This window comes from Pseudarthrobacter phenanthrenivorans Sphe3 (assembly GCF_000189535.1).
Taxonomy (GTDB): Bacteria; Actinomycetota; Actinomycetes; order Actinomycetales; family Micrococcaceae; genus Arthrobacter; species Arthrobacter phenanthrenivorans.
This window is the reverse complement of the sequence record NC_015145.1, coordinates 3,305,839-3,330,243: the sequence shown is the minus strand read 5'-3', so window position 1 is coordinate 3,330,243 and position 24,405 is coordinate 3,305,839. Positions and strand designations below refer to the sequence as shown.

The 24,405-nt window shown below is 64.8% G+C and carries 31 protein-coding genes; 17 read left to right on the top strand and 14 right to left on the bottom strand.

Annotated elements, in window-relative coordinates; translation table 11 throughout:
- Window positions 1–15 precede the first annotated feature (15 nt).
- Together ctaD and ctaC are read right to left on the bottom strand one after the other, a co-directional pair.
- On the bottom strand, window positions 16–1,770 hold the full coding sequence (gene ctaD, locus ASPHE3_RS15510) for an aa3-type cytochrome oxidase subunit I (protein WP_013602141.1): 1,755 nt from the start codon (window positions 1,768–1,770) through the stop codon (window positions 16–18).
- Complete coding sequence (gene ctaC, locus ASPHE3_RS15505) at window positions 1,770–2,651, bottom strand: aa3-type cytochrome oxidase subunit II (protein ID WP_246084603.1); 882 nt, start codon at window positions 2,649–2,651, stop codon at window positions 1,770–1,772. The genes ctaD and ctaC overlap by 1 nt, the downstream gene beginning before the upstream one ends.
- Window positions 2,652–2,775: 124 nt before the next feature.
- On the opposite strand from ctaC, the gene ASPHE3_RS15500 reads away from it, so the two are divergent.
- Window positions 2,776–3,588 carry a carbon-nitrogen hydrolase family protein gene (locus ASPHE3_RS15500; RefSeq protein ID WP_013602139.1) on the top strand — a complete coding sequence of 271 codons (813 nt, stop codon included), beginning with the start codon at window positions 2,776–2,778 and terminating at the stop codon, window positions 3,586–3,588.
- A gap of 65 nt (window positions 3,589–3,653) precedes the next feature.
- On the opposite strand, the gene ASPHE3_RS22320 is transcribed toward ASPHE3_RS15500, so the two are convergent.
- The gene (locus ASPHE3_RS22320) at window positions 3,654–3,827 is read right to left on the bottom strand and encodes a hypothetical protein (protein WP_167536985.1); all 174 of its coding nucleotides are present in this window, start codon (window positions 3,825–3,827) and stop codon (window positions 3,654–3,656) included.
- A gap of 146 nt (window positions 3,828–3,973) precedes the next feature.
- On the opposite strand from ASPHE3_RS22320, the gene ASPHE3_RS15495 reads away from it, so the two are divergent.
- The gene (locus ASPHE3_RS15495; RefSeq protein ID WP_013602138.1) at window positions 3,974–4,711 is read left to right on the top strand and encodes a GAF and ANTAR domain-containing protein; all 738 of its coding nucleotides are present in this window, start codon (window positions 3,974–3,976) and stop codon (window positions 4,709–4,711) included.
- Between the two features lie 80 nt (window positions 4,712–4,791).
- On the opposite strand, the gene ASPHE3_RS15490 is transcribed toward ASPHE3_RS15495, so the two are convergent.
- From ASPHE3_RS15490 to ASPHE3_RS15480, 3 genes are read right to left on the bottom strand one after another with little or no spacing between them, the layout of a single operon-like run.
- Window positions 4,792–5,124, bottom strand: coding sequence for a hypothetical protein (locus ASPHE3_RS15490; RefSeq protein ID WP_013602137.1), 333 nt, complete (start codon window positions 5,122–5,124; stop codon window positions 4,792–4,794).
- Between the two features lie 7 nt (window positions 5,125–5,131).
- Entirely contained in the window at window positions 5,132–6,331 is a 1,200-nt protein-coding gene (locus ASPHE3_RS15485) for a GAF and ANTAR domain-containing protein (protein WP_013602136.1), read from the bottom strand.
- Window positions 6,331–6,693, bottom strand: coding sequence for a hypothetical protein (locus ASPHE3_RS15480; protein WP_254362900.1), 363 nt, complete (start codon window positions 6,691–6,693; stop codon window positions 6,331–6,333). The genes ASPHE3_RS15485 and ASPHE3_RS15480 overlap by 1 nt, the downstream gene beginning before the upstream one ends.
- A gap of 157 nt (window positions 6,694–6,850) precedes the next feature.
- Between ASPHE3_RS15480 and ASPHE3_RS15475 the strand changes: the two genes are divergently transcribed.
- The 5 genes from ASPHE3_RS15475 (at window position 6,851) to ASPHE3_RS15455 (ending at window position 11,352) form a co-directional block, all read left to right on the top strand.
- The gene (locus tag ASPHE3_RS15475) at window positions 6,851–7,258 is read left to right on the top strand and encodes a four-helix bundle copper-binding protein (RefSeq protein WP_013602134.1); all 408 of its coding nucleotides are present in this window, start codon (window positions 6,851–6,853) and stop codon (window positions 7,256–7,258) included.
- Window positions 7,259–7,271: 13 nt separating this feature from the next.
- Entirely contained in the window at window positions 7,272–7,610 is a 339-nt protein-coding gene (locus ASPHE3_RS15470) for a hypothetical protein (protein WP_013602133.1), read from the top strand.
- A 29-nt stretch (window positions 7,611–7,639) separates the two neighbouring features.
- Complete coding sequence (locus ASPHE3_RS15465; protein ID WP_013602132.1) at window positions 7,640–8,806, top strand: carboxylate-amine ligase; 1,167 nt, start codon at window positions 7,640–7,642, stop codon at window positions 8,804–8,806.
- 151 nt (window positions 8,807–8,957) lie between these two features.
- Window positions 8,958–10,319: a hemolysin family protein gene (locus ASPHE3_RS15460; protein ID WP_013602131.1), complete on the top strand. Its 1,362-nt coding sequence runs from the start codon at window positions 8,958–8,960 to the stop codon at window positions 10,317–10,319.
- Window positions 10,312–11,352: a hemolysin family protein gene (locus ASPHE3_RS15455; RefSeq protein ID WP_013602130.1), complete on the top strand. Its 1,041-nt coding sequence runs from the start codon at window positions 10,312–10,314 to the stop codon at window positions 11,350–11,352. Before ASPHE3_RS15460 ends, ASPHE3_RS15455 begins: the two co-directional genes overlap by 8 nt.
- A gap of 70 nt (window positions 11,353–11,422) precedes the next feature.
- Here ASPHE3_RS15455 and ASPHE3_RS15450 read toward each other — a convergent pair whose 3' ends face one another.
- The 3 genes from ASPHE3_RS15450 to ASPHE3_RS15440 form a co-directional block, all read right to left on the bottom strand.
- Complete coding sequence (locus ASPHE3_RS15450) at window positions 11,423–11,599, bottom strand: CsbD family protein (protein ID WP_013602129.1); 177 nt, start codon at window positions 11,597–11,599, stop codon at window positions 11,423–11,425.
- 82 nt (window positions 11,600–11,681) lie between these two features.
- A complete protein-coding gene (locus ASPHE3_RS15445) occupies window positions 11,682–11,993 on the bottom strand; it encodes a hypothetical protein (protein WP_013602128.1) in 312 nt (103 codons plus the stop codon).
- Between the two features lie 19 nt (window positions 11,994–12,012).
- Window positions 12,013–14,340: a bifunctional polysaccharide deacetylase/glycosyltransferase family 2 protein gene (locus ASPHE3_RS15440; protein ID WP_217259036.1), complete on the bottom strand. Its 2,328-nt coding sequence runs from the start codon at window positions 14,338–14,340 to the stop codon at window positions 12,013–12,015.
- A gap of 308 nt (window positions 14,341–14,648) precedes the next feature.
- On the opposite strand from ASPHE3_RS15440, the gene ASPHE3_RS15435 reads away from it, so the two are divergent.
- A complete protein-coding gene (locus ASPHE3_RS15435; protein ID WP_013602126.1) occupies window positions 14,649–15,932 on the top strand; it encodes an MFS transporter in 1,284 nt (427 codons plus the stop codon).
- Entirely contained in the window at window positions 15,892–16,269 is a 378-nt protein-coding gene (locus ASPHE3_RS15430) for an ArsR/SmtB family transcription factor (RefSeq protein WP_013602125.1), read from the top strand. The genes ASPHE3_RS15435 and ASPHE3_RS15430 overlap by 41 nt, the downstream gene beginning before the upstream one ends.
- 36 nt (window positions 16,270–16,305) lie before the next feature.
- Here ASPHE3_RS15430 and ASPHE3_RS15425 read toward each other — a convergent pair whose 3' ends face one another.
- The gene (locus tag ASPHE3_RS15425; protein WP_141000597.1) at window positions 16,306–16,992 is read right to left on the bottom strand and encodes a hypothetical protein; all 687 of its coding nucleotides are present in this window, start codon (window positions 16,990–16,992) and stop codon (window positions 16,306–16,308) included.
- Between the two features lie 192 nt (window positions 16,993–17,184).
- On the opposite strand from ASPHE3_RS15425, the gene ASPHE3_RS15420 reads away from it, so the two are divergent.
- From ASPHE3_RS15420 to ASPHE3_RS15400, 6 genes are all read left to right on the top strand, one after another.
- The gene (locus ASPHE3_RS15420; protein WP_013602123.1) at window positions 17,185–18,513 is read left to right on the top strand and encodes a DUF2254 domain-containing protein; all 1,329 of its coding nucleotides are present in this window, start codon (window positions 17,185–17,187) and stop codon (window positions 18,511–18,513) included.
- Between the two features lie 86 nt (window positions 18,514–18,599).
- Window positions 18,600–18,992 carry a hypothetical protein gene (locus ASPHE3_RS15415; RefSeq protein ID WP_013602122.1) on the top strand — a complete coding sequence of 131 codons (393 nt, stop codon included), beginning with the start codon at window positions 18,600–18,602 and terminating at the stop codon, window positions 18,990–18,992.
- 55 nt (window positions 18,993–19,047) lie between these two features.
- Entirely contained in the window at window positions 19,048–19,476 is a 429-nt protein-coding gene (locus ASPHE3_RS15410; RefSeq protein WP_041652265.1) for a four-helix bundle copper-binding protein, read from the top strand.
- A gap of 101 nt (window positions 19,477–19,577) precedes the next feature.
- The gene (locus ASPHE3_RS22315) at window positions 19,578–19,733 is read left to right on the top strand and encodes a hypothetical protein (RefSeq protein WP_013602120.1); all 156 of its coding nucleotides are present in this window, start codon (window positions 19,578–19,580) and stop codon (window positions 19,731–19,733) included.
- Between the two features lie 437 nt (window positions 19,734–20,170).
- The gene (locus tag ASPHE3_RS15405) at window positions 20,171–20,473 is read left to right on the top strand and encodes a DUF3040 domain-containing protein (protein WP_013602119.1); all 303 of its coding nucleotides are present in this window, start codon (window positions 20,171–20,173) and stop codon (window positions 20,471–20,473) included.
- Window positions 20,474–20,505: 32 nt separating this feature from the next.
- Entirely contained in the window at window positions 20,506–20,967 is a 462-nt protein-coding gene (locus tag ASPHE3_RS15400) for a hypothetical protein (RefSeq protein ID WP_141000598.1), read from the top strand.
- On the opposite strand, the gene ASPHE3_RS15395 is transcribed toward ASPHE3_RS15400, so the two are convergent.
- The 4 genes from ASPHE3_RS15395 to ASPHE3_RS15380 all read right to left on the bottom strand — a co-directional run bounded on the left by ASPHE3_RS15395 (window position 20,949) and on the right by ASPHE3_RS15380 (window position 22,967).
- Entirely contained in the window at window positions 20,949–21,203 is a 255-nt protein-coding gene (locus tag ASPHE3_RS15395; RefSeq protein WP_013602117.1) for a hypothetical protein, read from the bottom strand. The genes ASPHE3_RS15400 and ASPHE3_RS15395 overlap by 19 nt on opposite strands.
- A gap of 54 nt (window positions 21,204–21,257) precedes the next feature.
- Window positions 21,258–21,848, bottom strand: coding sequence for a DUF305 domain-containing protein (locus tag ASPHE3_RS15390; protein ID WP_013602116.1), 591 nt, complete (start codon window positions 21,846–21,848; stop codon window positions 21,258–21,260).
- A gap of 128 nt (window positions 21,849–21,976) precedes the next feature.
- Entirely contained in the window at window positions 21,977–22,387 is a 411-nt protein-coding gene (locus ASPHE3_RS15385) for a four-helix bundle copper-binding protein (RefSeq protein WP_041652263.1), read from the bottom strand.
- Window positions 22,388–22,541: 154 nt separating this feature from the next.
- The gene (locus ASPHE3_RS15380; protein ID WP_041652262.1) at window positions 22,542–22,967 is read right to left on the bottom strand and encodes a hypothetical protein; all 426 of its coding nucleotides are present in this window, start codon (window positions 22,965–22,967) and stop codon (window positions 22,542–22,544) included.
- A 165-nt stretch (window positions 22,968–23,132) separates the two neighbouring features.
- Between ASPHE3_RS15380 and ASPHE3_RS15375 the strand changes: the two genes are divergently transcribed.
- Both ASPHE3_RS15375 and ykgO read left to right on the top strand, forming a co-directional pair.
- Window positions 23,133–24,272: a GTP-binding protein gene (locus ASPHE3_RS15375; protein ID WP_041653075.1), complete on the top strand. Its 1,140-nt coding sequence runs from the start codon at window positions 23,133–23,135 to the stop codon at window positions 24,270–24,272.
- Window positions 24,272–24,394 (top strand): type B 50S ribosomal protein L36, encoded by a 123-nt coding sequence (gene ykgO / locus ASPHE3_RS15370; protein WP_011693081.1) that lies wholly within the window; start codon window positions 24,272–24,274, stop codon window positions 24,392–24,394. The genes ASPHE3_RS15375 and ykgO overlap by 1 nt, the downstream gene beginning before the upstream one ends.
- The last annotated feature ends 11 nt before the right edge of the window (window positions 24,395–24,405 follow it).

Sequence of the window (24,405 nt, the reverse complement as noted above, 5' to 3'; positions counted from 1 at the left end):
CGAGCCGTGGTGCTGCTACTTGTTGGGGTCGGGGCTGCGGACGTCGCGCTCGCCGATGTCCGCAGCGCCCAGGACGTCGGCAGCCGGGCCGTGGACCGGCGGGTGCAGGCGGACGCTGAGCTCGGGGTGGTGCAGGTCCAGGGCAGGCCGCTCCGAACGGATCCGGGGCAGCGAGGTGAAGTTGTGCCGCGGTGGCGGGCAGGACGTTGCCCACTCCAGCGAGGCTCCGAAGCCCCACGGATCATCCACGGTGACCTTCTTCCCGGTCCGCCACGTGATGTAGACGTTCCAGAGGAAGGGGATCAGGGAGATGCCCAGCAGGTACGAACCGATGGTGGATAGCTGGTTCATCGGGGTGAAGGCGTCCTCGGGCATGTAGTCCGCATACCGGCGGGGCATGCCCAGGACGCCCAGCCAGTGCTGGATCAGGAACGTGGCATGGAAGCCCAGGAAGAGCAGCCAGAAGTGGATTTTGCCCAGGCGCTCGTTCAGCATGGTCCCGGTGAACTTGGGCCACCAGAAGTAGAACCCCGCGAACATTGCGAACACCACGGTGCCGAACACCACGTAGTGGAAGTGCGCCACCACAAAGTACGTGTCCGAGACGTGGAAGTCCATGGGCGGGGACGCCAGGATAATGCCGGTCAGGCCGCCGAAGAGGAATGTAGCCAGGAAGCCGATGCTCCACAGCATCGGGGTTTCGAAGGTGAGCGAACCACCCCACATGGTGCCGATCCAGTTGAAGAACTTCACGCCGGTAGGCACCGCGATCAGCATGGTCATGAAGGCGAAGAACGGCAGGAACACGGCGCCGGTGACGTACATGTGGTGGGCCCAGACCGTCACGGACAGCGCGCCGATGGCGATCGTGGCGTACACAATGCCCTTGTAGCCGAACAGGGGCTTGCGGCTGAACACCGGGAAGATCTCGGAGACGATGCCGAAGAACGGCAGCGCGATGATGTACACCTCTGGATGGCCGAAGAACCAGAACAGGTGCTGCCACAGGATGGCACCGCCGTTGGCCGGATCGAAGATGTGGGCGCCGAACTTCCTGTCGGCGCCGAGCGCGAACAGCGCGGCCGCCAGGGGCGGGAAGGCCATCAGGACCAGGATGCCGGTCACCAGGGTGTTCCACGTGAAGATCGGCATCCGCCACATGGTGAGCCCGGGGGCGCGCATGCAGATGATCGTGGTGATGAAGTTGACCGCGCCCAGGATGGTTCCGAAGCCGGACAGTGCCAGGCCGAACACCCACAGGTCACCGCCCACACCGGGGGTGAAGGTGGTGTTGGACAGCGGGGTGTACGCGAACCAGCCGAAGGATGCGGCGCCCTGCGGGGTGATGAAGCCGGACACCGCAATGGTGGAGCCGAAAAGGAAGAACCAGAACGCGAGTGCATTCAGGCGCGGGAAGGCAACGTCCGGCGCGCCGATCTGCAGCGGCATGATCACGTTTGCGAACCCGGCGAACAGCGGGGTGGCGAACATCAGCAGCATCATGGTGCCGTGCATGGTGAACAGCTGGTTGTACTGCTCCTTCGTCTGCAGGATCTGCATGCCGGGTTCAAAGAGCTCCGCCCGGATGAGCAGCGCCATCACCCCGGCCAGGCAGAAGAACACGAAGGATGAAATCAGGTACATGTAGCCGATGGTCTTGTGGTCAGTGGACGTGATCCAGCTGACCACGATGCTGCCCTTGGGCCGCCTGACTGTGGACGGAGCTGCCGTTGCACTGGTGGCGCCCAGGTTCTGGCCGGTGGTGGTCATTATGGTTCCGTCCTTTGCTGCGCCGGTTCCAGTGCGGGCCGTCCGGGGGCCCTGTCGTATTCGTCACCGAGGATGCCCGTATTGCCGCGGGCCCGAAGCTCGGAAATGTGGCTGTCGTACTCCTGCTGCGTTACCACCCGGACGTTGAAGAGCATCTCGGAGTGGTACTCCCCGCAGAGTTCCGCGCACTTGCCCGTGAACTGGCCCGTGCGGGTGGGGGTGATGCTGATGTAGCGGTTGTACTGGTTTTCGCCGGGGTACATGTCCCGTTTCTGCAGGAACTCCACCACCCAAAACGAGTGCTGGACGTCGCGGGAGTTCACCTGGATCTCCACCTTCTTGTCCACCGGCAGGTACAGGGTGGGCAGCCGCTCCGGCGTGCCCCAGTCGCCGGTCAGGCGGGCCTGCTGGCCGGGATCCTCGTGGACGTCCTCCTTGACGTAGTTGAAGTCCCAGGACCACTGCTTGCCCCGCACGTCGATCACCACGTCCGGGGCCGGGAAGCGCTCGTCAATGGCGCGCTGGTCCCGGTCGGTGAAGACGAACAGGACACCGATGATCATCAGCGGAACAGAGAGGTAGAAGACTTCCAGCGGCAGGTTGTAGCTCATCTGTGCCGGAAAACCCACGGTGTTCTTCCGGCGGCGGTAGGCAACGATCACCCAGATCATGAGCCCCCACGTGATGATCCCGATAATGAGGGCAGCGATCCACGAGTTGACCCAGAGATCCGTGATCAGTGTGGTGTTGTCCGTGGTGTCGCGCTCGCCGGGAAGCCAGCCGCGCTGGACTTCCGCACTGCAGGAGGTGGTTGCCAGCAGGAGGGCGAGGACTGCGGGTAGTGCTGCCCGCCGTCTGGGGAAGTTTCGAGTCGTGGCCACAAAAAATCCCTCCGGAACGTTCCAGAGGCCCGCTGCATGAGCCCGCACCTCCGCCTTTCGGCAGGAGGCTTGTGTGCCAACCCTAGCGCGGGGAGGATGCTGAAGGGAAGGGAGGAAAACGGTCATGCGGGTGGCAGTCGGGCAGTTCAGTGCGGGAACGGACAAGGGTGAAAATACGACGGCGGCGGGCCGGCTGGTGGAGGCAGCGGCGAGGGCGGGTGCGGACCTGGTGGTGCTCCCGGAGTCCAGCCTGTTCGGAACCAGCGGGGGTTCCAGGGCCATTGCCGCCGTGGCGGAGGACCTCGACGGACCTTTCGTGACCGCGGTGGCCGGCTTTGCGGGGCAGTACGGGATCGCCGTGGTGGTGGGGACCTATGAGAAGAGCCCGGACGGCCTGCCGCACAATACTTTGGTGGCATTGGACAGCCGCGGCGGAATCGTGGGGCTATACCGCAAAGTCCACCTGTACGACGCCTTCGGCTACCGGGAAAGCGAAGGAATAGCAGCTGGAGTTCCGGGGGAGCCGATGGTGTTCAGCCTGGGCGGCTTCGGCTTTGGCGCGTTCACCTGTTACGACCTCCGCTTCCCGGAAAGCGCCCGGGCTGCCATCGACGCGGGAGCGGACGTCCTGCTGGTGCCGGCGATGTGGATCCGCGGCCCGGGCAAGGAAGACCACTGGAGCACGCTGCTCAAGGCCAGGGCCATCGAAAACACGGCCTACGTCCTGGCCGCCAACCAGACCGGGCCGCTGGCCACCGGCTACTCCATGGCCGTGGACCCTGCCGGGGTGGTGGTGGCGAACGCCGGAGAAGAAGCCGGACTCATCGTCGCGGACCTCAGCCGGGAGCGGCTCACCCGCGTGCGCCGGCAGGTGCCGGTCCTCGACAACCGCCGTTTCGCCGTCGTACCCCACGCCGTGGCCCGCCCGCACCCGTAACCGCCCGCACCCGTAACCGCCCCGGGCGTCAGCGGGCGGAAGGGGTGAAGCGGAGCGAGAAGCTGTCAAGCGTTCCGGGGAGGGGGCGGTCCGGGGACAGCCGGGAGCCGGCGGCTGTCGCGGTGGAAGTACGGGGCGAAGATGAGGACGCCGCATTTGGCGGGCATGGCGCCGTGGTCCCAGGTCACTTTCAGCTGTTCGGGACGCAGGACCAGCGCCTTGCCTGGTGTAGTCGGCATCTGGTGGGGCGGATAACCGGGGGATGGGCAAGTGGGTCCCGCACCTCCACACCGGAGTAGGCTTAAAGAACCGCCGGTGATAGGCGGTTCCGGCCCGGTCCCACGGAAAAGGACGGGCAACGGGCACTTCCAGGAATGAAGCCGCAATGGCCGACGAAAAAACCAGGGATGCCGCTAGAGAGGCCCTCGACGACCTGGTCCTCACCAGTTCCCATGTGGAGGAGTTCCTCCACGAACTCGCGGTCCTCGCCGCGGGCCAGTTGTCCCTGCGCAACCAGGCGGTTTCCTGCGGGGTCACGCTCGTGCGGCACAAACGCCCCTCCACAGTAGCCAGCAGTGACGCCCGGGCCAGGGCCATGGACGAGGTGCAGTACCGCTTCAACGAGGGGCCCTGCCTGACCGCACTCCAGGAGGAAATCACCGTCCACGTCCCGGACCTGGCGGCAGAGCAGCGGTGGCGGAAATACCTTGCGGCCGCGAACCCGCGGGAGGTCCGCTCCGTCCTTGCCGTTCCGTTCCTGGCGGAAGGCGGGGCCAAGGCGGCCCTGAACCTCTACTGTTCGAGGCCGTACGGCTTTTCCGGCGAATCCATCCGGTTGGCTGAGGGGTTTGCGCAGCACGCGAGCAGGTCACTGCGGCTGGCGCTGCGCATCGCCCAGTTGACCGACAGCCGGAACGATCTCTCGGCAGCCCTGGCGTCCCGGACCGTCATCGACCTGGCCGCCGGCGCCATCATGGGCCAGAGCCGCTGCAGCCAGGAAACCGCCATGGCCATCCTCAAGAGCGCATCAAGCAGCCGGAACATCAAACTTCATGACGTCGCGGCCACCGTGGTGGCCTCGGTCAGCGCAGACTCCACGGTCACCACCCACTTCGAGGCCTGACCCGCGGAGCCTGCCGGACGAAGCTTGACGCAGGCGGGGTGACGGACGACGGCGGCGCCTCCCGCCGTCGTCCGTCCCGTTCAGGCCCGCTCGGGTCCGTCCCCGGATGCCGGTCCGTTGAGCTGGGCCGGTCCGTTGAGCTGGTCGGCGTACGGGGCCAGCAGCGGGTGCTTTTCGCCCGTGATGACTTCGGGGCTCTCGTCCACCAGTTCGTTGGCTGCCATGGCAAGGAGGTCGCGCTGGGGGACAGGAAGGGAGATCAGGCCTTGGAGGTAGGCGTTGACCTCATACTCGCCGGCGGAGCCGCCCATCCCGAAGTACCGCAGCCACAACCCGCCCACGGTGATGTCGGCGTCGGTCATCGTGGCGCCAAGCCGGTTCCGCTGCTCGGGTTCGTGCGGATCAAAGCCCATGTCCGCCCTACCTTTCGGCGGGCGGCACCTTGGTGACCAGCTTTTCGCCGATCCTGACCAAGGGGACGCCTTCCGCCCGAGCCTCGTTGATCATCAGTTGCAGGGCTTCGTCGTGGCTGATGCCGCGGCGTTCCATCAACACTCCGCAGGCGCGGTTGATGATGTCCCTGCTGGCCAGCGTGGCCTTGAGCTCCTCCGTCATCCGCAGCGGGGACTCCGTACCCTGGATGTGGGCCAGGAGCGTGGCAGCCGTCCCGGCGAACAGGGACAGGGTGCGGCCCGCGTCGTCGTCATACTGCCCGGGGAAGGCGGAGTAGATCTTCAGGGCTCCGATGGAATCCTTTCCGGCCAGCAGCGGCGCGCTGACCACCGACCGGACCGGTAGTGCTGCCACAGCTGCAGCCCAGAGCGGCCATCGGCCATCGGAATGGACGTCCGCAATGACCACCACTTCTTCGGCAGCCCACGCCGTCAGGCAGGGGCCTTCGCCCAGCTCGTACTGGGCGGCGTCTGCCTTTTCCACCAGGGAATCGGTGAAGCCGCTGCTGGTCCGCCTGCCCTCAGGGTCCAGGAGCGAAACACCGGTGCCGGGGGAACCGGGCATGGATTCCTTGATGGCCTGCGCCAGCAGCTTCACGGCGTTTTCCACCTTCTCCTGCGTGAGCAGCAGGCCGCGGATACGGGCCACCGATGCGGTGAGGTCATCCAGGGACAGGTAGTTCACCCGGCTGCCCTCCCGTCCTGGCCGCCATCCTGCCCTTCGCCGTCCAACCCCCCCGCTTCGGTACTGGTCCGGAATTTCCATCTGAAAGCCGCACTCGCAGCGCAGCACCCGCGTTGCCAGGTACACGCCGAGCGCGTCCGGCAGGTTTCCGCCGCGGTAGGTGCCATGGATGCTGCGCATCTCCGCGCCGGCACTGGTCATGGGTTGGCCGCAATGGATGTAGTGCCCGCCAAAGGCCAGGACGTTCGGCGTGTTTCCGGGACGGTTGAGGATCCTGGCCACCTCCGTCACGTCCGCCGGCTGGGTGCGGACGGAGCCGCAGCGCTGGCACCTGTAACTCACCTCCACAACAGACCTGGTGTTCCCCGGCAGGGAGTCGATGGAGGTGAATTCCAGGAACTCATCGTTCCTGCACTGCCCGCATATCAGCGGTTCGGGCCGGAAAGCTGTCTTGGCGCGAAAGCCGCCCCAGTGGAGGGACATCAGGCCACGGCCGGGTAGCTGCAGAGGATGTAGTCGGCCGCGGCGGGGCCGGTCATCCGGAGTTTCGCGTCCCTGACGTCGATGCCGCAACGGTGCATGCCCGCGCGGAACGCCTGATCGGACTTGGGTTGCAGCCCGTGGAGTTCAGCCCAGCTGATGTACAGCCCGTACAGGCAGTCCGGCCCGAGGGCGCCGTCGCTGGAAGGATCGAAAACTGTTGCTTGGTCAAGGAACTGCTGGAAGTGCGAGGTTGCCATTGGTGGCCCGTTCCGCTTCTGCATCATGTGCTGCCGGTTTACTCCAGCAGCTGCTCCCAGTGACCTGTGCAGGGGGCCGGGGAGGTTCGGGATGACTCCCGTCACACCTCTGACAGTACCTGCCGAGGGAGGTGATGTACAGCAGGTCGGCTTCCTGAAGGAACCACCTATCCCCTTGTATCGTGCGTGGCCCCGCGGGTACCGTGAAACAAATAAGCGTACTTAGTATTCGTGCTGAACCAAGGGAAGAAGGAGAACAATAATGACCCATATACGGTCCATGATCGACGCTTACCCCAAGGACCTCATCGACGTGGATGTCACGAAGCTCGCCGACTGCATCAGTGCCTGCTTCGAATGCGCCCAGACCTGTACGGGCTGCGCCGACGCCTGCCTGGGCGAGGACATGGTGGCAGACCTGGTCAAGTGCATCCGCACCGACCTGGACTGCGCGGACATCTGCGCCACAACAGGAAACCTGCTGTCCCGCCAGACCGGCTACAACGCAGAGGTGACCCGCGCGCAGCTGGAGGCCTGCCGCGTTGCCTGCAGGGTCTGCGCCGAGGAATGCGAAAAGCATGCCGGCATGCACGACCATTGCCAGGTTTGCGCAGAAGCGTGCCGGCGCTGCGAACAGGCATGCGACGCCCTCTTGACCGCACTGAAGTAAGGAGCTTGAAACCATGAGTGAAGCACCCCTGCACAAGGACCTGCCGCTGCCCGACTACGACCACCTGCCCGTGGGCACCCTGCCCTCCCGGATTTCCGGGCTGGAGGAGGCGGACGTGGCGCAGCTGATCACGTACGAGAAGGCGCACGGGAACCGGCTGCCCATCCTGCAGATCCTCGAAAAGAGGCTCCACGACCTGCAGGGCGGTGCCGTGCCAAGCGGCCCCCAGGCGCCCAGCACGCCGGAAGTGAACACCGGCCGGCCTGCTGCCCAGCAGCCCGCCAGCGTTCCCGGCCCGCCCGTGAATCCGCCGTCGCAGGGCGTTCCCACCAACCCCGCCCAGCCCCGGTAGCAGTGCCTCCCCGGATGGAATGACAAGGGATGACGGCGGTGGGCACCCCAGGCAGTGACGGCACCGGCAGCAGCGGGCAGGGTGTCCGGACGTTCGGCGTCGAGGAGGAGCTGCTCCTGGTGGACCCGGACACCGGGGAAGCCGTGCCCCTGGCCGGTGCGCTCCTGGAGGGGCACCGGCCGGCCGGCGCGCCCGACCCGAGTGCCGCCGTCGGCCCCTTCCTCACCGCTGAGTTCCAGCAGGAGATGATCGAGGTGGTCACTCCTCCGCATTCCGCCATGGCAACCCTGGAGGCGGACATCATCGCGGGCCGCTCCCTCGCGGATTCCGCGGCCCGCGAGGTGGGGGTGAGGGTTGCCGCGCTGGGCACTTCGCCGCTTCCCTGTGATCCGCACCCGGCCCAGCTGCGGCGCTTCGCGGCCATGACGGAGGAGTACGGGCTCACGGCCAGGGAGCAGCTGACCTGCGGCTGCCACATCCATGTGTCGGTGGAATCGGCGGAAGAGGCCGTGGGGGTACTGGACCGGATCAGGATCTGGCTGCCCGTGATGATCGCCCTCAGCGCCAACTCCCCGTTCTGGCACGGCGAGGACACCGGCTACGCCAGCTACCGCTCACAGGTCTGGAACCGCTGGCCCTCCGCCGGCCCGCTGGAAATCCTGGGCACGCCCGAGGCGTACCACCAGCTGGTGCATGACATGGTGAGCACTGGCGTGGCAATGGACGAGGGGATGATCTACTTCGACGCCCGGCTGTCCCGGCACTATCCCACCGTGGAGATCAGGATCGCGGACGTCTGCCTTCGGCCGCAGAACACCGTCCTGCTGGCCGGCCTGGCCCGCAGCCTCGTGGAAACCGCCGCCCGGGAATGGCGGGAGGGCGTCCCGCCGCCGGCCGTACCCACCGAACTGCTGCGGCTGGCGGGATGGAAGGCCAGCCGGTGGGGACTGCGCGGGGACCTCCTTGACCCGCACACGTCGCGCCCCACCCAGGCGCTCGCCGTCGTCAATTCCCTCCTGGGCTATGTCCGGGAAGCGCTGGAGGACGCCGGGGACCTGGCACGGGTGGAGGAGCTGGTGGACGACCTGCTCTACGCCGGCACGGGCTCATCCCGGCAGCTGGAGGTGCTGCACCGCACCGGCTATCTGGCGGACGTGGTGGCGGACGCGGTCAACTGCACGGTGTGGGTCCCGTAAGGCCAGGCATCTGCTCTCGGCGTACACGCGGGGGCAGGCTGGTGCCGGGCCGATAGAATCGAGTGCATTATGGATGACCCTCCTTCACATATGCCCAGGCCCCTCCACCTTCTGACCGGTTCACCGGCCACCACGGGAGAGGGGCGCCCGAATGTATGAATGGATCATGCTCGGTATTGGCCTTGTCCTGACGGTTGGTACCGGTTTCTTTGTTGCTTCGGAGTTCGCGCTGGTCAACCTTGACCGCGGAGACCTCGAAGCCCGCCAGTCGCGCGGCGAAAAGCGGCTTGGGCCCACCATCAAGGCCCTCAAGATCACCTCGACGCACCTTTCCGGCGCGCAGCTCGGCATCACCATCACTACGCTGCTTACCGGTTACACGTTCGAGCCTGCTATCAGCCGGATGCTTAGCGGCCCTTTGCTGGCCGCCGGACTTCCTGAAGGCGCCGTGCCGGCGGTGGGTTCCATCGTCGGTATTTTTCTTGCCACCATCTTCTCGATGGTGATTGGCGAGCTGGTCCCGAAGAATTTTGCCCTGGCGCTGCCCCTGGCAACGGCCAAGGTGGTGGTGCCGTTCCAGGCCCTCTTTACGGCCGTGTTCAAGCCTGTGATCCTGCTGTTCAACAACACCGCGAATGCGATCATCCGCTCGTTTGGCATTGAGCCGAAGGAAGAGCTTTCCGGCGCCCGCAGCGCCGAGGAACTCAGCTCGCTGGTGCGGCGTTCCGCGCTCGAAGGCCTCCTGGACGCGGATCATGCAGTGCTGTTGCACCGCACCCTGCGGTTCTCGGCACACTCCGCCGCCGATGTCCTGACACCGCGAGTTCGGATGACCGCGGTCAACGCCGATGACACGGCCGAAGAGATCATCGCCCTGGCCACCGCCACCGGCTACTCCCGGTTTCCCGTCATCGGCGAGGACCGCGACGACGTCCTGGGAGTTCTGCACGTCAAGCAGGCTTTCGCGGTGGACCTGGCGGACCGCGCCCGCATCACCGCTTCGGAACTGATGATGGAGCCCCTCAGGGTGCCCGAGTCCATGGGCGTGGACACGCTCCTGGTGCTGCTGCGCAAACAGGGCCTGCAGGTTGCAATAGTGTCGGACGAGCACGGAGGCACCGCCGGAATCGTCACGCTCGAGGACCTCGTGGAAGAGATTGTGGGCGAACTCGAGGACGAGCACGACCGGGCGCGCGTCGGCGTGGTCCGCGTTGGCAGGTCCATCACGTTCGACGCCTCCCTGCGGCCGGATGAGCTGCTGGACCGGACCGGTATCACTGTCCCGGACGACGAGGACTACGACACCATTGCCGGCTTCGTCACAGACCGGCTGGACCGCATCCCGGAGCTGGGCGATGAAGTGCAGATCGACGGCGGAACGTTCCGGGTGGAACGCGTCTTGGGCACCCATGTGGAGCGGATCCGCTACACTCCGGACGAATCGCAGGAACCGCCCAAAAGCCCCCATGACCGCATCATCGACAACCTCACCTCGGAGCTGACCCATGAGTGAATACCTGCCCGGCATCATCTGGCTGGTGGTGCTCCTGGTGGTCAACGCCTTCTTCGTGGGCGCCGAGTTCGCCGTGATCTCCGCCCGCCGCTCCCAGATCGAGCCCAAGGCCGAGGCCGGCAGCAAAGCCGCGAAGACCACACTGTGGGCCATGGAGCATGCCACTCTGATGCTGGCCACGAGCCAGCTGGGCATCACCGTCTGCTCGCTGGTGATCCTGAACGTCTCCGAACCAGCCATCCACCACCTGCTGGAGATCCCGCTCGGCCTGACGTCCCTGTCCTATGAGGCGATCAGCATCATAGCCTTTGTCGTTGCACTGTTGCTGGTGACCTTCCTGCACGTGGTCCTGGGCGAGATGGTCCCCAAGAACATCTCGTTCTCCGTCCCCACCCGCGCGGCGCTGATCCTCGCCCCGCCGCTGGTGATGGTCGCGCGGATCTTCAAACCGGTGATCTGGACGCTGAACGGCATCGCAAACTCCATCCTGCGCCTGTTCAAGGTGGAACCGAAGGATGAGGCCACCAGCGCCTACACCCTGGATGAGGTGGCGAACATCGTGGAGCAGTCCACCCGGGACGGCATGTTGACGGATACCACCGGAACCCTGAGCGCAGCGTTCGAGTTCACGGCCAAGACCGTGGAGGACGTCGAGGTGCCCATTTCCGAGATGGTGCTCCTGCCCGCCTCCGCAACACCGGCGGACATCCAGCGGGCGGTGGCCGAACACGGCTACTCCCGTTACATCCTCACCGATGACGATGGCGTCCCTTCCGGATACTTGCACCTGAAGGATGTGATGGACCTGACCACGGCAGAGAAGTTCACCATGCCAGTTCCTGCCAAACGCATCCGCCGCCTCGCCTCGGCGTTCAGCGGCGGTGAGCTTGAGGATGCGCTGGCCACGATGCGCCGCACCGGAGCCCATGTGGCCCGTGTGTTCGACGCCCACGGCAACACCACCGGCGTCCTCTTCCTGGAGGACATCATCGAAGAACTGGTGGGCGAAGTCCAGGACATGACGAGCGCCTGATTCAGCAAAAGTGATTAAGCACGAAGGGTGCGGCTCCGGTGGAGCCGCACCCTTCGTGCTTGCGCAGGAACTAGTCCTTCTTGAAGGCGTCCTTGACCTTTTCGCCGGCCTGCTTCAGGTCGCCCTTGGCCTGGTCAGTCTGGCCTTCGGCCTTCAGGCTCTCGTCACCGGTTGCTTCGCCGGCTGCTTCCTTGCCCTTGCCGCCCAGCTTCTCGGCCGTGTTCTCGATCTTGTCATCCAAACCCATGGTGTTTCTCCCCTACGGTTGGTTTCCACCGGATCGCGCCGGTGGCTAACACTTCCATCCTAACCATGCCCCACCCTCCCGTTCAGGATCCGTCCTGCGCCTTTCGGGACTCCTTGTAGGACTCCCACAAGATGGCGGCCCCGGCCATCAGGCCGAACACTCCGGCTGCATACAGGAAGATTTTCAGCAGGATGAAGAGCAGGTCCGGCACTCCGCTTACAGCCGGCCTCGCCAGTGTCAGGGCGAAGTAGAACGACGCCGCGGCAGCCCCCGCGATCAGGAGCCCGAACACCAGGGAATGTGCAGCTTCGGCGTGGCCTCTCCGCCGCGACCATACGGCGCTGAGGATCGGCACGAGGACCGCCACTGCCAGCGCGATCAGGATGCCGGCCACTGCACCTCCAAGTTCCCCGTCATGTGGAACTTGGGGTGAGGTGGGTCATCTGTCCGGGGATGGCCGCGAGGTCCACGCTGTTGGTGCGCTCCGGCCTGTACCAGCCCACCGCCCTGCCCCGCAGGGCCTGAAGCGCGGATCCGAAGACCACGTAGGCGCGCAGGGGCTCGTAGATGAGCCTGTAGATGGGCACCATCAGCAGGTGCAGGAGGCTCTCACGCACCATCAGTACCGCCACAATCGAGATGAGCATGTGGGTTGCGGCCACGAAGGCGGAGAAGAGGGCGATCGCCTGCCATTCGCCGTGGGACAGGCTGATGACGGCCACAAGGATGGTCAGCGGCATGAAGATCAGCGGGACAAGCACGGAGATCAGTGCGTACGGCATGGTGAGCATGCCGAGTGCACCGTACTTCGGGTTGAAGAGCATGCGGCGGTGCTTGTAGAGGGTCTGGATGTTGCCGTAGGTCCAGCGGAGCCGCTGCCTGAACAGGCCGCGGAGGGTCATGGGCGCCTCGGTCCAGGCCACGGCCTCGTTTTCCTGCACGATGCTGTACCCCAGCTGCTGCAGTGAGAGCGTGAGGTCCGCGTCCTCGGCCAGGGTGTCATGCGGATAGCCTCCCGCCCGGACCAGTGCGTCGCGGCGCCAGGCCGCACAGGCTCCCGGAACAATGGAGATGGCGCCCATCAGGCCCTCCGCCATCCGGGTGACACAGATCCCGGACAGGTACTCCAGGCTTTGCCAGGCGGTGAGGAGGTTGCGGCGGTTGCCCACTTTGACATGGCCGGCCACGGCCCCCACTTCCTTCCCGTTCCGCGGTGCCAGGAAGTGCCGGGCGAACATCTTGATGGTCTGCGGCTCGAACAGGGTGTCGCCGTCCAGCGTGACAACGATCGAGCCCCAGGACTCGTTGATGCCGCGGTTGCTGGCGGCCGGCTTACCGCCGTTGGGCTGGTCAATGACCCGCAGCGCCGGCCAGGACTTGGCGTATTCGGTCAGGACGGCCAGTGTGCCGTCCGTTGAGCCGTCGTTGACCGCCACCACTTCCAGGAGCGGATAGTCACTGGCCCTGAGGGCATCCAGTGTCTTAGCCACCACGAGTTCCTCATTGAAGACCGGCAGGACCACGCTCACGAAAGGCCACTCATGGTCCTCGATCGTGTCCCATTGGCGTTTCTTTTGCCGCGCGTTGTTGACCAGGGCCAGGATGACGAACAGGAACGTCAGGATGGTCAGGGACCCGATGCCGAACCAGAACAGCCAGGTGAGCACCACGTTGGGGGTGACCAGGTACGCGGTCATTGCCGCCAGGGTGGCGTTGTCCTCGACGCTGGCCGGCACGTCGTGCTTCGGCACGAACTCGGGCGGCAGGACGGGCTGGAGGGTGGTGAAGGTGTAGCCCTGGGCTTTGGCCTGGGGAATGAACTTCTTCAGCATCTCGATGGTGGCCGTGCGGTCCCCGCCGCCGTCGTGGATGAGGACGATGTGGCCCCCGCCGTTGAGTTCGGGCACGGCGATGGTTTCGTCCGGCCCGTGTGCCCAGTCCAGCGTGTCCAGGTCGAAGCTGACGTGGAGGTATCCCAGCTGCTGGGACAGGAGGAGGGCAAGCGTGTTGTTTTCCGGGTCGCCGGTGGGAATCCGGAAGAGCCGCGATTCATAGTTGTTGATGGCGCGCATGATGCGGTCCACCCCGATGATCTGCTGGCGGTTGAAGGTGTCGTCATGGGCCCAGAAATCGATGTGCGATTCGGAGTGGTTGCCCACCATGTGCCCTTCCCGGACTATCCGCCGGTAGAGATCGGGGTTCTTGACGATGTTGTCCCCCACCGTGAAGAACGTTGACGGGACCCCCTCACGCGAGAGCAGGTCCAGGACCTGCGGGGTGAAGGTGGGGTCCGGGCCGTCGTCGAACGTGAGCATGAGCGTCCGGTCCGGGGGCCTGCCATAGGCCTCCACCACGTAGGGGCTGTCCTTGATCAGCGGGACCTCATCCACGGTGGCTTCCCGCCAGACCGTGTCGCTGAAAGGATCCTTGAGCAGGGTCTTGCCGTCCCTTTTCTCCACCAGGGCAACCCGGTGGAACGTGGCGGCGCCCTTGTCGGCGCCTATTCTGGGGATGTTTTCCAGGTCCTGCTTGGCCAGCAGCTCCCGCGGATACTCGGCTTCCTGGTTTTGCGAGGCGGCGCCTACGGGTGCCGTCGCGGCAGGAAGGATCCCGACGACGGACAGGACCAGCAGCAGCACGAAGGCCAGCAGGAGGCCCATCACCCGCTGCCAGCGGTTGCCGGTGGGATCGAAAAAGACCGGGGCACGGTCACGCGAAGAGGGGGGTGCTGATTTGGTCATGAGCTCGCCGTAATGGGGAACCGCACCTGCAAGTGTCATCACAGGGGCCAAGGAGGCGGCGGTCGAGGCGGAAAACAGGCCAGGGGTGCGGCCTGTCCGCTGTTACCCCCGGCCCAGCAAATCCCGAGGGGTCACCTGCCTACGAGGGTACGGTTGCTGTCCGCGCGGGCACATGCGTAGGAAGTACTCGAAACTCCCCAGCCCGGTACTTACCTCCCCGATCTTCAGATCCGGCAGTTTCCGGCCACCTCCGGCCGGCGTACTATAAGTGCACATCTATGCACCTATGCACGCTAAGGAGTTGGAGAATGCTGGCGGTTCTGGGAAACGCCACGTATCGAAGGCTGTTTGGCGCGCAGGTTGTCGCGCTGATCGGAACCGGCCTCCTGACCGTGGCGCTCGGGCTGCTGGCCTACGAGCTCGCCGGAAGCAACGCGGGCGCGGTCCTGGGTACCGCCCTGACTATCAAGATGGTGGCTTACGTTTGCCTGGCTCCGGTGATCAATGCGCTGGTGGCCCGCTGGCCCAAAAAGCGCGTCCTGATTGCCGCCGACCTGGTGCGTGCGGCGATGGCCCTGTCCCTCCCGTTCATCACGGAGGCCTGGCAGATCTACGTCGTGATCTTCCTGCTCCAGTCGGCATCCGCCACGTTCACGCCGGCGTTCCAGTCGCTGATCCCAATCGTCCTGCCGGACGAGCGGGAGTACACCCGGGCGTTGTCCCTGTCCCGCCTCGCCTATGACATGGAAGCCCTGGCCAGTCCTGCCCTGGCCGCGTTGCTGCTGACCGTCATGACCTACAACAACCTGTTCCTGGGCACCGTGGCCGGGTTCCTGTTCTCCGCCCTGATGGTTGCCATCAGTGCCCTGCCGCCGGTGCCGGCGGCGCCTGGTCCGCAGGCCTCACTGTGGCACCGGACAACCCTCGGCACGCGCATCTTCTGGCTCAACCGCCGGCTTCGGTCCCTGCTGGCGCTGAACCTCGTGGTGGCGGCGCCCACCGCACTGGTCCTGGTGAACACCGTGGTGTACGTCCGTGACGTCCTGCAGCGGCCGGACACCGACCTGGCCCTTGCCCTGGCCTGCTTCGGAGTGGGATCAATGGTGGTGGCACTGTCCGCACCGCGGGTCCTGGAGAGGTTCGGGGACCGGGCCGTGATGCTCAGCGGAGCCGCCGCCATCCCGGTCCTCCTGACCGCGGCGGCCGCACTGTCCTTTAGGGAGGCCGACGGCGGGTGGCCGCTTCTGCTCCTGCTGTGGTTCCTAATGGGTGCGTCAAACGCCACCATCCTCACGCCGTCGTCGAGGCTGCTGCGGGAGGCATCCACCGAAGAGACCCGGCCGTACGTGTTTACGGCCCAGTTTTCCCTCTCGCATGCCTGCTACCTGCTGGCGTACCCGCTGGCCGGGTGGATGGGCGCCACGGCGGGTCTGGGATGGGCAGCGGCGGCGCTGGCATTTATTGCGATAATAGGCAGCGCAGGAGCATTCCTGTCCTGGCCGCGGCACGACGGCGGGGGACCGGCAGGAGCGGCAGGGGAGGAGCAGCGCAGTGAGCAGCGAGCCACTCGAACAGTCCCGCCCCGCGCCTGACGCCCCCTCCCTGATCCATCCGGTAATCCCAGGTCCGGAACTGCTGGAAACAGCCTCGGCAACTCTGCGGATGCTCGCCGAACCCACACGCCTGCACCTGTTGTGGCAACTGTCCGAAGGCCCGAAGACCGTCACGGAGCTCACCGCCGCAGCCTCGGTGCCCCGGACGGTGGTCAGCCAGCACCTGGCAAAACTCCGCCTGAGCGGGCTGGTGGACACGCGCAAGGATGGCCGGCACGTGATCTACTCACTTCACGACGGGCACCTGGTGCGGCTCATCCGGGAAACCATCAACCACGCGGACCACCGCATCACCGGTGAGCCCAGCCACGGCTAGCGCGGGCCGTGCCGAGCACGCCAGAGTCCGGGCGGCTTAGTCCTTTTGCCTGAGAAAGTAGGCGCCCAAAGTGCCCGCAAGCGTGGCAAACACGGCCACGGAGTAGACGGCCAGGAGGACCTGGATGACGCGGGAGAGGATGCTGGTACCCGTGATCCCGCTGCCCGTGATGGCTGCCATGGCTGACTCGAAGAGGGCTTCGGCGTAGAAGGTGTGCTCCCCGGTGGCGTACAGAAGCTGGCTTGAGGCCAGGATGACCACGGCTGTGACCGCGGTGAGCCAGCCGATGCGGCTGCTCAAGAGCCTGCCCGCGGAACGGGAGCCCCGCACTCCGGCTGACAGGATGGACCCATAGCGTGCCAGCCTGGCGATACGGACCAGCCTGAGTGCCTGCAGGGCCCGGAAGAACCTGAGGAACGGCACGAGCAGGAAGATGACCTGCCACCAGTTCCGCTGCCAAAAGTCCCGGCTAAAGCCCGCTATGTATGCGCGCAACAGGAATTCGGCCACGAAAACTGCCCAGAACACCCAGCCCGCAACGGCGAAGACGGCCATCATTGACGGTTCCGTTGCAATCAGTTGGCCGAGCACCACAAAGAGGAAAATAACGCCCAGGATGCCCATCGGTTTATCCAGCCGGCGGGCCAATACTTCTGCCTGTCGAAGGCCATCGCCGCCGTTGGAAGGGATGCCGTGGACCGGGCTGCGTTCGGGTTCTGTCATAAATCGGCCCTCATCACGCCGGTGCCTCCTTCGGAACTGGGAATGTGAAACTGCTTCGACGGACAACGGTAGCTACTTGACAGTACGCTTAGTAATTCCAGTTCGGCCAGGTCGAGAACGGGGAGGGGTGCAACCCTCGTGGAGGGTAGGAACAATGAGTAAAGCACCTGAGCCGCCAGCGGTTTGTTCCGGATGACAGGGCGGGGAGCGCAGTGGACGGACTTCTGGCGGACGCAGCTTTGGCCACTTCCGGCTTTGGCGGTAGCTTTCGCAGTGGTCTTGGGTACAGCGCTGCCGGCGCTGGATGCCGCGGTAGACGGCCAATTGCCCGAAAGCATCAGTGTTTTCCTTTTCAGCGGCGGCCCGGAGGCGGCCAGGTCAGTCCTGCAGGCCATCTCAGGCTCCCTTATCACGGTGACCTCGCTGACCTTTTCGCTCACCGTGGTGACGTTGCAGCTGGCCAGCAGCCAATTCTCGCCTCGTCTGCTCCGGACGTTCAGCTCCGACCGGTTCGTCCACGTCACACTTGCCCTGTTTCTGGCGGCGTTCGCTTTTGCGCTGACCGTCCTGCGCACCGTCCGCGGCGAAGGCAGTGGAAGTACGGCGTTCGTACCTGAAATTTCGGTGACCGTCGCGTTCGTTCTGGCAATAGCAAGCGTGCTCGGGCTGGTGCTGTTCCTGGCGCACCTCACCAGGGAGATCCGCGTGGAAACCATGATGCGCAGGGTCAACCTTGAAGCCCAGGAGACCATAGACCGCGTTTTCCCCGAGGACCGCCCTGGACCGGGACCTGAACCAGCCACAGCCCCCGGTCTTTTCCGTATCCATGCTTCAAGCTCGGGATTCCTGACGTCCTTGGACAAGGACGGGCTGGTCAGGGCGGCAAGGGAAGCGGGTGCTGTGGTACGCGTCGACCGGGAGCCGGGCAGCTCCCTGGTCGAGGGTGTTCCCTTTGCCACCGCCTGGCCGGCATCGCCGGGAGCGGAGTTCACTCCGTCAGTCCGGGAAGAGCTTGCGGAAGCCGTGAATGCCGCAGTGGCCACCGGCTTTGAGCGCACGAATGTCCAGGACGTGGGGTTCGGATTCCGGCAGCTGGTGGACGTGGCGGCACGGGCATTATCCCCGGGTATAAACGACCCCACCACTGCAGTGCACGTGATCGGGCACCTCTCAGCCCTCCTGGGCAGGCTGGCACAGAGAAACCTGGGATCAGAACACCTTAACGACGGCGACGGGCAGCTGAGGGTGGTGATTGCGCTTCCCGGGCTCCAAGACCTCTTGGACATGTCGATGAACCAGATCCGGCAGTATGGGGCGGCGGACGCGGCCGTTGCGGGCCGCCTTCTGCTTCTGCTGCAGGAACTCACGTGGTGCGACCGGAAGGGCAGGTACCGAAGGGAGATCCGGGAACACCTGCTCCGCCTGCGCAGTGCCATTCAAGCCGCCAGCTTTTCCGCCGCTGAACAGCGGAGCCTGTTGGAGCAGGCAGACTACGTGGAGAACCTGCAGCACGATTTCTGAGTTGAAGCTAAAAAGTGATAGTCGCGTGACCATTTCAGGAGTGCTGCTGGCTAGGCTGTTTGGATGACATCTACCAGGAAGTGGGTATGGCTGCGCTGAGCGGGTCATCGCTGGAAATGCTTCGCCGCACCGTTTCGCTGCGAAGCGTTTTTCTATGGCTCCTTTTGGGACTTCTCCTGGCGGGAGCCGCCTCTTACACCTACGGCAGCCGGTACGCCATCGTTCCCAGCAACGCTGCTGCGCAGTCGGCAGGCGAACAGGTCGCCACGGCCGTGCCGTTGCCTGAGGAAGTGGAGAAGGACTGCTGCGAGCGGCGCCAAGCCCCCCGCAGCGAACCAGCCCCTATCCGGACCGGCGTTGTAGAGCCCCCTTCCCTGACCGTCCAGCAGCCCGAGCAAGGGATGTTGGAAGGTCCAACGCCTCCAGAGCCGGACTTGCCAGCGCTCACAGTCATCAAGCTTTCCGTCAGCAGGACATAGAACGGCTCGCCGTTCATCTTCGTCACCCTGCCGCTTAAGACCGGAAAGAAAACCAATGACACATGGACAATCCATGCTGGACAGCCACCCCAAGGCACTCGCAAGCATCGACAGGATCAAACTCGCCGACTGCATTCGGGCCTGCTACGAATGCGCACAAACATGCAGCGCCTGCGCAGACACCTGCCTGAACGAGGACATGGCTGCCGAGCTCACCACATGTATCCGCACCAATCTCGACTGCGTCGACATCTGCGCCGCCGCCGGCAAGATCCTTTCCAGGCATGCCGGTGATACCGCCGAGGCTGCACGCGCAATGCTTGAAGCGTGCCGCACCGCCTGTGTTGCATGCGCTGACGAGTGTGGCAGGCGGGCCTCGATCCGCCGGCACTGCGAGCTCTGCGCGGAAGCCTGCTCGCGGGCAGAGCTCGCCTGCGCCGAACTCCTCTCCTCGCTGGCTGAGTACAGGGAGGGGTCCAAATGACGCATCCTCAGGTTCCCCGGGTGGCCCGCCGGGCACGTCGGAAGGAACGGTTGCAGGAATCCGCACGCGGGAGTTTCCGGGAGGATCCTCAAGTACGCCGGATGCTGACCTCACATATCCACTGTGGCGAGGAAATGCGGCTGGTCATCGTGAACCCTGCACTTCCCGGCACCGAAACCAATGCCAGGAATGAGTGCGGCAGTGTGCTGACCTACCGCTGTGCCTGCGGGTTCAGCTTCGACCAAGGGCCGGACTGACACGCTTTGGGTAGTCGTTTCGCGGGGCGATAACAGGTGAGTAACCGCGACTGGAAACCCGTTGCACATCCATTACATGCGTTGATCGGCGTCAAGGGACTCCCTAGCGTTGAAAGCGAAGGCCCCAGCAGAACCCGCGCCACTACTCAGAGGTCTGGAAGATATCCGATGATCCAGGCGCTGCCCGATGGCGCATAGGGGGACGAAATCTGGAAGGAAACAAGCATGGGACATTCACAAAGCGGTGAGCTGGTAAGGCTGGGAGATACCGGCAAAACCGTCGCTGACAAGAATGAGGACATTCGCGGATTCAGCGTCAGGACCATGCATATTACGGCTTTTCGCCCTATTGGAGCCCTGGCTACTCGTACCCCGTTACCCGCACTATCCCCGCTGATGCACCGGGGCCGGACTTGAACGGTTGTTGAGGGGTTGTCATGGCATTGTCCGAGGAAGAGCGCAGGCGCCTTGAAAAGCTTGAACAGGAACTGGCGTCCAGCGATCCGGACCTGTACCAGAGACTGCAGGCCGGCGCGCCCGGAAGGAAACAAAGGGAGGCCGCTGCGATGGCCTGGGGAGTCCTGACGCTCATAGCCGCATTCACGGTCGTCATTGTGGGGATTGCGACCGACCTCGTCATTGTCGGCGCCGTCGGCTTCCTCCTGATGATTGGCGGGGCGCACTGGTTCCTCAAGGGCTACAGCCTCCAACACGGGCACGGGGAGACGCCACAAACCTGAAAGAGCCGCCCATAACAAAGAGAGGAGCCATAATGCATTCCACATCAGGCGCCGGTCCAGGAAGATCGGCAAGGGCACTTACCGCCGCATGTGCTGCACTCGTGCTTGCCGCCTGTTCCGGAGCACCTGAGGAGGATACCTATGCGATCGCCAATGGAGTCAATGCGGAAGTCGGCGGAATTGAGGTCCGCAGTCTCCTGGTCGTGTCGGCGGCCGAATCCGAACCTGGACGGGTGTTGGGTACGCTTTTCAACCGGTCACAGGAACCGGTGGAAGTCACAATCGCGGATCCTGATGACAAGGTGAGCGTAGCCGTCAAGGGCGATTCCAGCCACGAGTTCGATACCAACCCCGCCATACTCGAATCGGTTGAGGACATCCCCGGGTCCCGGGTGACACTGACCATTTCTGCTGGCCCTGACAGCCAGGAACTCCAGGTCCCGGTTCTGGACGGAACCCTTGAGGCCTACAGACCCTACCTCCCGTTGCGCTGACCCACCGTGTGCCCGTGGGCTTCGGCGTAGGCCGCCATGACCTGCCGTGGGTCGTCCCCGCTGCCCAGGAAGTCCTTCTTGAGCTTGTGGGTGAGTTGCACCAGCGCCTGTGACAGCTGCTCGCCGCAGTTGCACGTCCAACTCCTTGTGCTCAAGTGCAGCATCCGCAGCTCCAGGAGGTAGGGCAGCTGGCGGGCCAGGGAGAGGTCGGGGTCGTAGCCTTCGAAACCCGCCACATGCCCGAGAGGACCAAATAACTGACGTGTCCCTTGCCATGGGGGCCTTTGCCGTCAGTCGGAGCCGTACCGGTCAAGGATCGACTGCATCTGCGATATCTCTTCTTGTTGGGACTTCACGATTTGATCGCAGAGCTCAACGATCTCAGGATCAGTGATGGTTGATTCCTGGCAGACCAGGATTGCGCGGGAGTGATGCGGAATCATGGACTTCAGGAACTGTTCATCGCCCACGAACGTCTCCGTCCGCCCCAGTCCGAAAACGCCTGCGAAGAGCACTGCGAAACCCACCAGCATGGCAATGTTCGCTTTCCTGTTCGCAAACATCGACCACATGCCAACCACCATGACGATCGCCATCGCCGACACCATCAGCAGCGCCATCCAGAAATTGCTGAGGTTGAAATAAAAGTGATCGATCGTGCGGATCATCGACATCGACAGCACCCACATCAGCCCGAGGCTGACCAGCAGGATGGCAGCGAACTTCAGATACATCCGGGCCCAGCCATGGCCGCTTCCGCCATGTCCCTTCCCGCCATGGCCGGCGGTATCGCGCGGTTCTTGCCCCTGACGCCCGGCCTTCTGCTGTGAGGGTCCCTTCGCGTCCTCGCGATGGCTTTCCGGATATTGCTGTGCACTCATGGGAATTCCTTTCAGTGCCCCTGCCCCTCCCCGCCTGGCAGCAGGGCCGGACGGGAAGGGTGGAGCGGATTCAGCGGCTTGGGCGTGGTCGCCGCACCGCATTGCCGTTCTTGCGGGTGGATGCTGGGTTAACCGAGCGAGGACAGCAGGTCCTGGCAAGCCGTCTCGCAACGGCGGCATGCCTCGGCGCAGACCCGGCAGTGCGCGTGCATTCCGGCGTGCTGTTCACACTCATCACCGCATCCTTTGCACGCGGTGCGGCAGGCCTCCAGGAGGGCGCGGGTGATGTTCGCGTCATACCCGGTGTGCCGGGACAGGACATTGCCGGTGGCAGCGCAGATGTCCGCGCAGTCCAGGTTGGTCCGGATGCACTTGGTCAACTCGGCGACCATGTCTTCACTAAGGCAGGCATCGGCGCAGGCGGTGCAGGTCTGCGCACATTCAAAGCAGGCTGCGATGCAGGCGGCAAGTTTCTCCTTGTCCACCCCGCCAAGATCCTTCGGGTAGGTATCGAGCATGGATGTCACATGATGGGTCATTGGATTCTCCTCAATTGAGGTGCGGCTGGGCATGGGCCGGCCGCGTCACTGATGGTTTGGCTGCGGGCGCCCGCCGGGTGGCGGGCCAATCTGTCGGGCATAAAGACAACACCTGCTGCGCATGCCGGAACGGAATGGCGCAGCAGGCATAGCTCTACGTCCTGCTGATGGACAGGGCGGCCAGTGAGGGTGCGAGATGCTGGAGTCTCTTCAGTGCCGGGTCAAACCACCCAGGCGGCGCAAAGGCGCCTTCTGAAGCCTGTGGTGCCGCATGGACGGGGGCAGCAGAAGCAGGATCAGGGAAGGGGCGGTGGTGCGGTGCCGTCGCTTGGGGCAAGCCGGTCTGCTCCAGGCAGCAGGCCCGCTCGGACGGTGAGTGGCGCGACGTTGCAGTCAAAGCTTGGGTGGCGCCACTGGTCTCCCCTGCGGTGCCCGCCGCCGCGGAGCTCATTGCCATGGGCATTGTGTGGTCCATCTGCAGACACATCACGGCAGCCGGGGAAGTTGTGAATGTCAGCAGCAGCACAAAGCCGAGTGCGGCCCGCATCACCACCTGAATGGTGACGTCGAGCGTGCCCACTGCTGGTTTCGAAATCGGTCCGCCTCCGGTCCTTCCTAGCCAAGTCACTGCCACCAGCCTAATAAAAGATCAGCATACTGACTACCGTTTTCGGACCGTAGTGGCCGTACGCTGCTGTTTCGGCAGGGCTTGCTATTGAGAACCTTTCGCAATAGTGTGGTGGTCATGTTCGTGACTGTTGTGAGTTCCCTTGACGTGTTTGCCCGGCAGAAAGCCTGCGCCGTGCTGGCTGCGGAGGTGCCCGGCGCCCTGGTGGTTTTCCATGACCTGCTCGAAGGCGGAGTGGTTGTCCGGCGCGTCTTCAGGGACGGCCAGTGCCTGGAGCGCCACGAGTCCACCCTCGAGCACGGGTGCCTGAGCTGCACGGTCCGGCTGGATGTTGTCCCGGCCCTGGAGCGGCTGGCCCAGCAGGGATCGCACGTCATCCTGGGGCTGCCGGCGGCGGTGGAGTCGTCCATGGCCGTGGGTGCACTGCTGAAGGGACTGGGCAGCGGGGTCACCGTGGACTCGGTGGTGCTGGCCTGCGCTCCTGACGCTTTGGAGGACCAGCTGTGGGACCACCACACCCTGTTCGAGTCCGGGTTCACCCCGGTCGCGGAGGATGACCGGACGCCGGGGGAATTCCTGGTGGGGGAGCTGTCCTTCAGCGACACGGTCGTCCTGTCCGACCCCGCCCTGGTTCCGGTGGACCCTGCGCTGCGCGCCCGTGGCGTCCAGCTGCTCAGGGAGCTGGCTCCCCATGCCGTGGTTTCAGATGCCGACGGCGCCGTGCGGCTGGGCAGGCACCGCCTGGCAAAGGCCATGGCGCGAAGGCTGCCGGGCTCGGTGCGGGTGCCGGAACAGCCTTCGGCACCCTTCTCCACTGTGGTGCACCGGATCCGGCGCCCGCTTCACCCGGAGCGCTTCCGCCATGCGCTGAAGGCACTCGCCGAAGGGTCCTGCTGGTTGCGCGGAAGGCTGTGGGTGGCCTCCGCCCCCGGTTGCCGGATCGCCCTCCAGGGGATTGGACCGAGGGTCTGGCTCGAAAACACCGGACACTGGCTGGCTGACCGCGAGCCGGCTGAGCGCGAAGCACTGCTGCTTACCCCGCCGGCAGCCGACGAGGCCGGGCTGGACTGGCACCCCGAGTACGGCGACCGCGGAACGGTCCTTGCCGTCACCGGTGACGACGTGGATGCCGCTGAAGTCGCCGCGCTGCTGAACGCGTGCGGACTGACCGACGAGGAGATGGCCTCCGCCGCCGCCTCGTTCGAGGACCCGTTCGGGCTGAACGAACCAACCGAAACACACCAAAGGAGCAACTGATGAAAGTACGTAATTCACTGCGGGCACTGAAGAAAATCCCCGGCGCTCAGATCGTCCGCCGCCGGGGACGCACCTTCGTGATCAACAAGAAGAACCCGCGGATGAAGGCGCGCCAGGGCTGACCGCCCCAGCC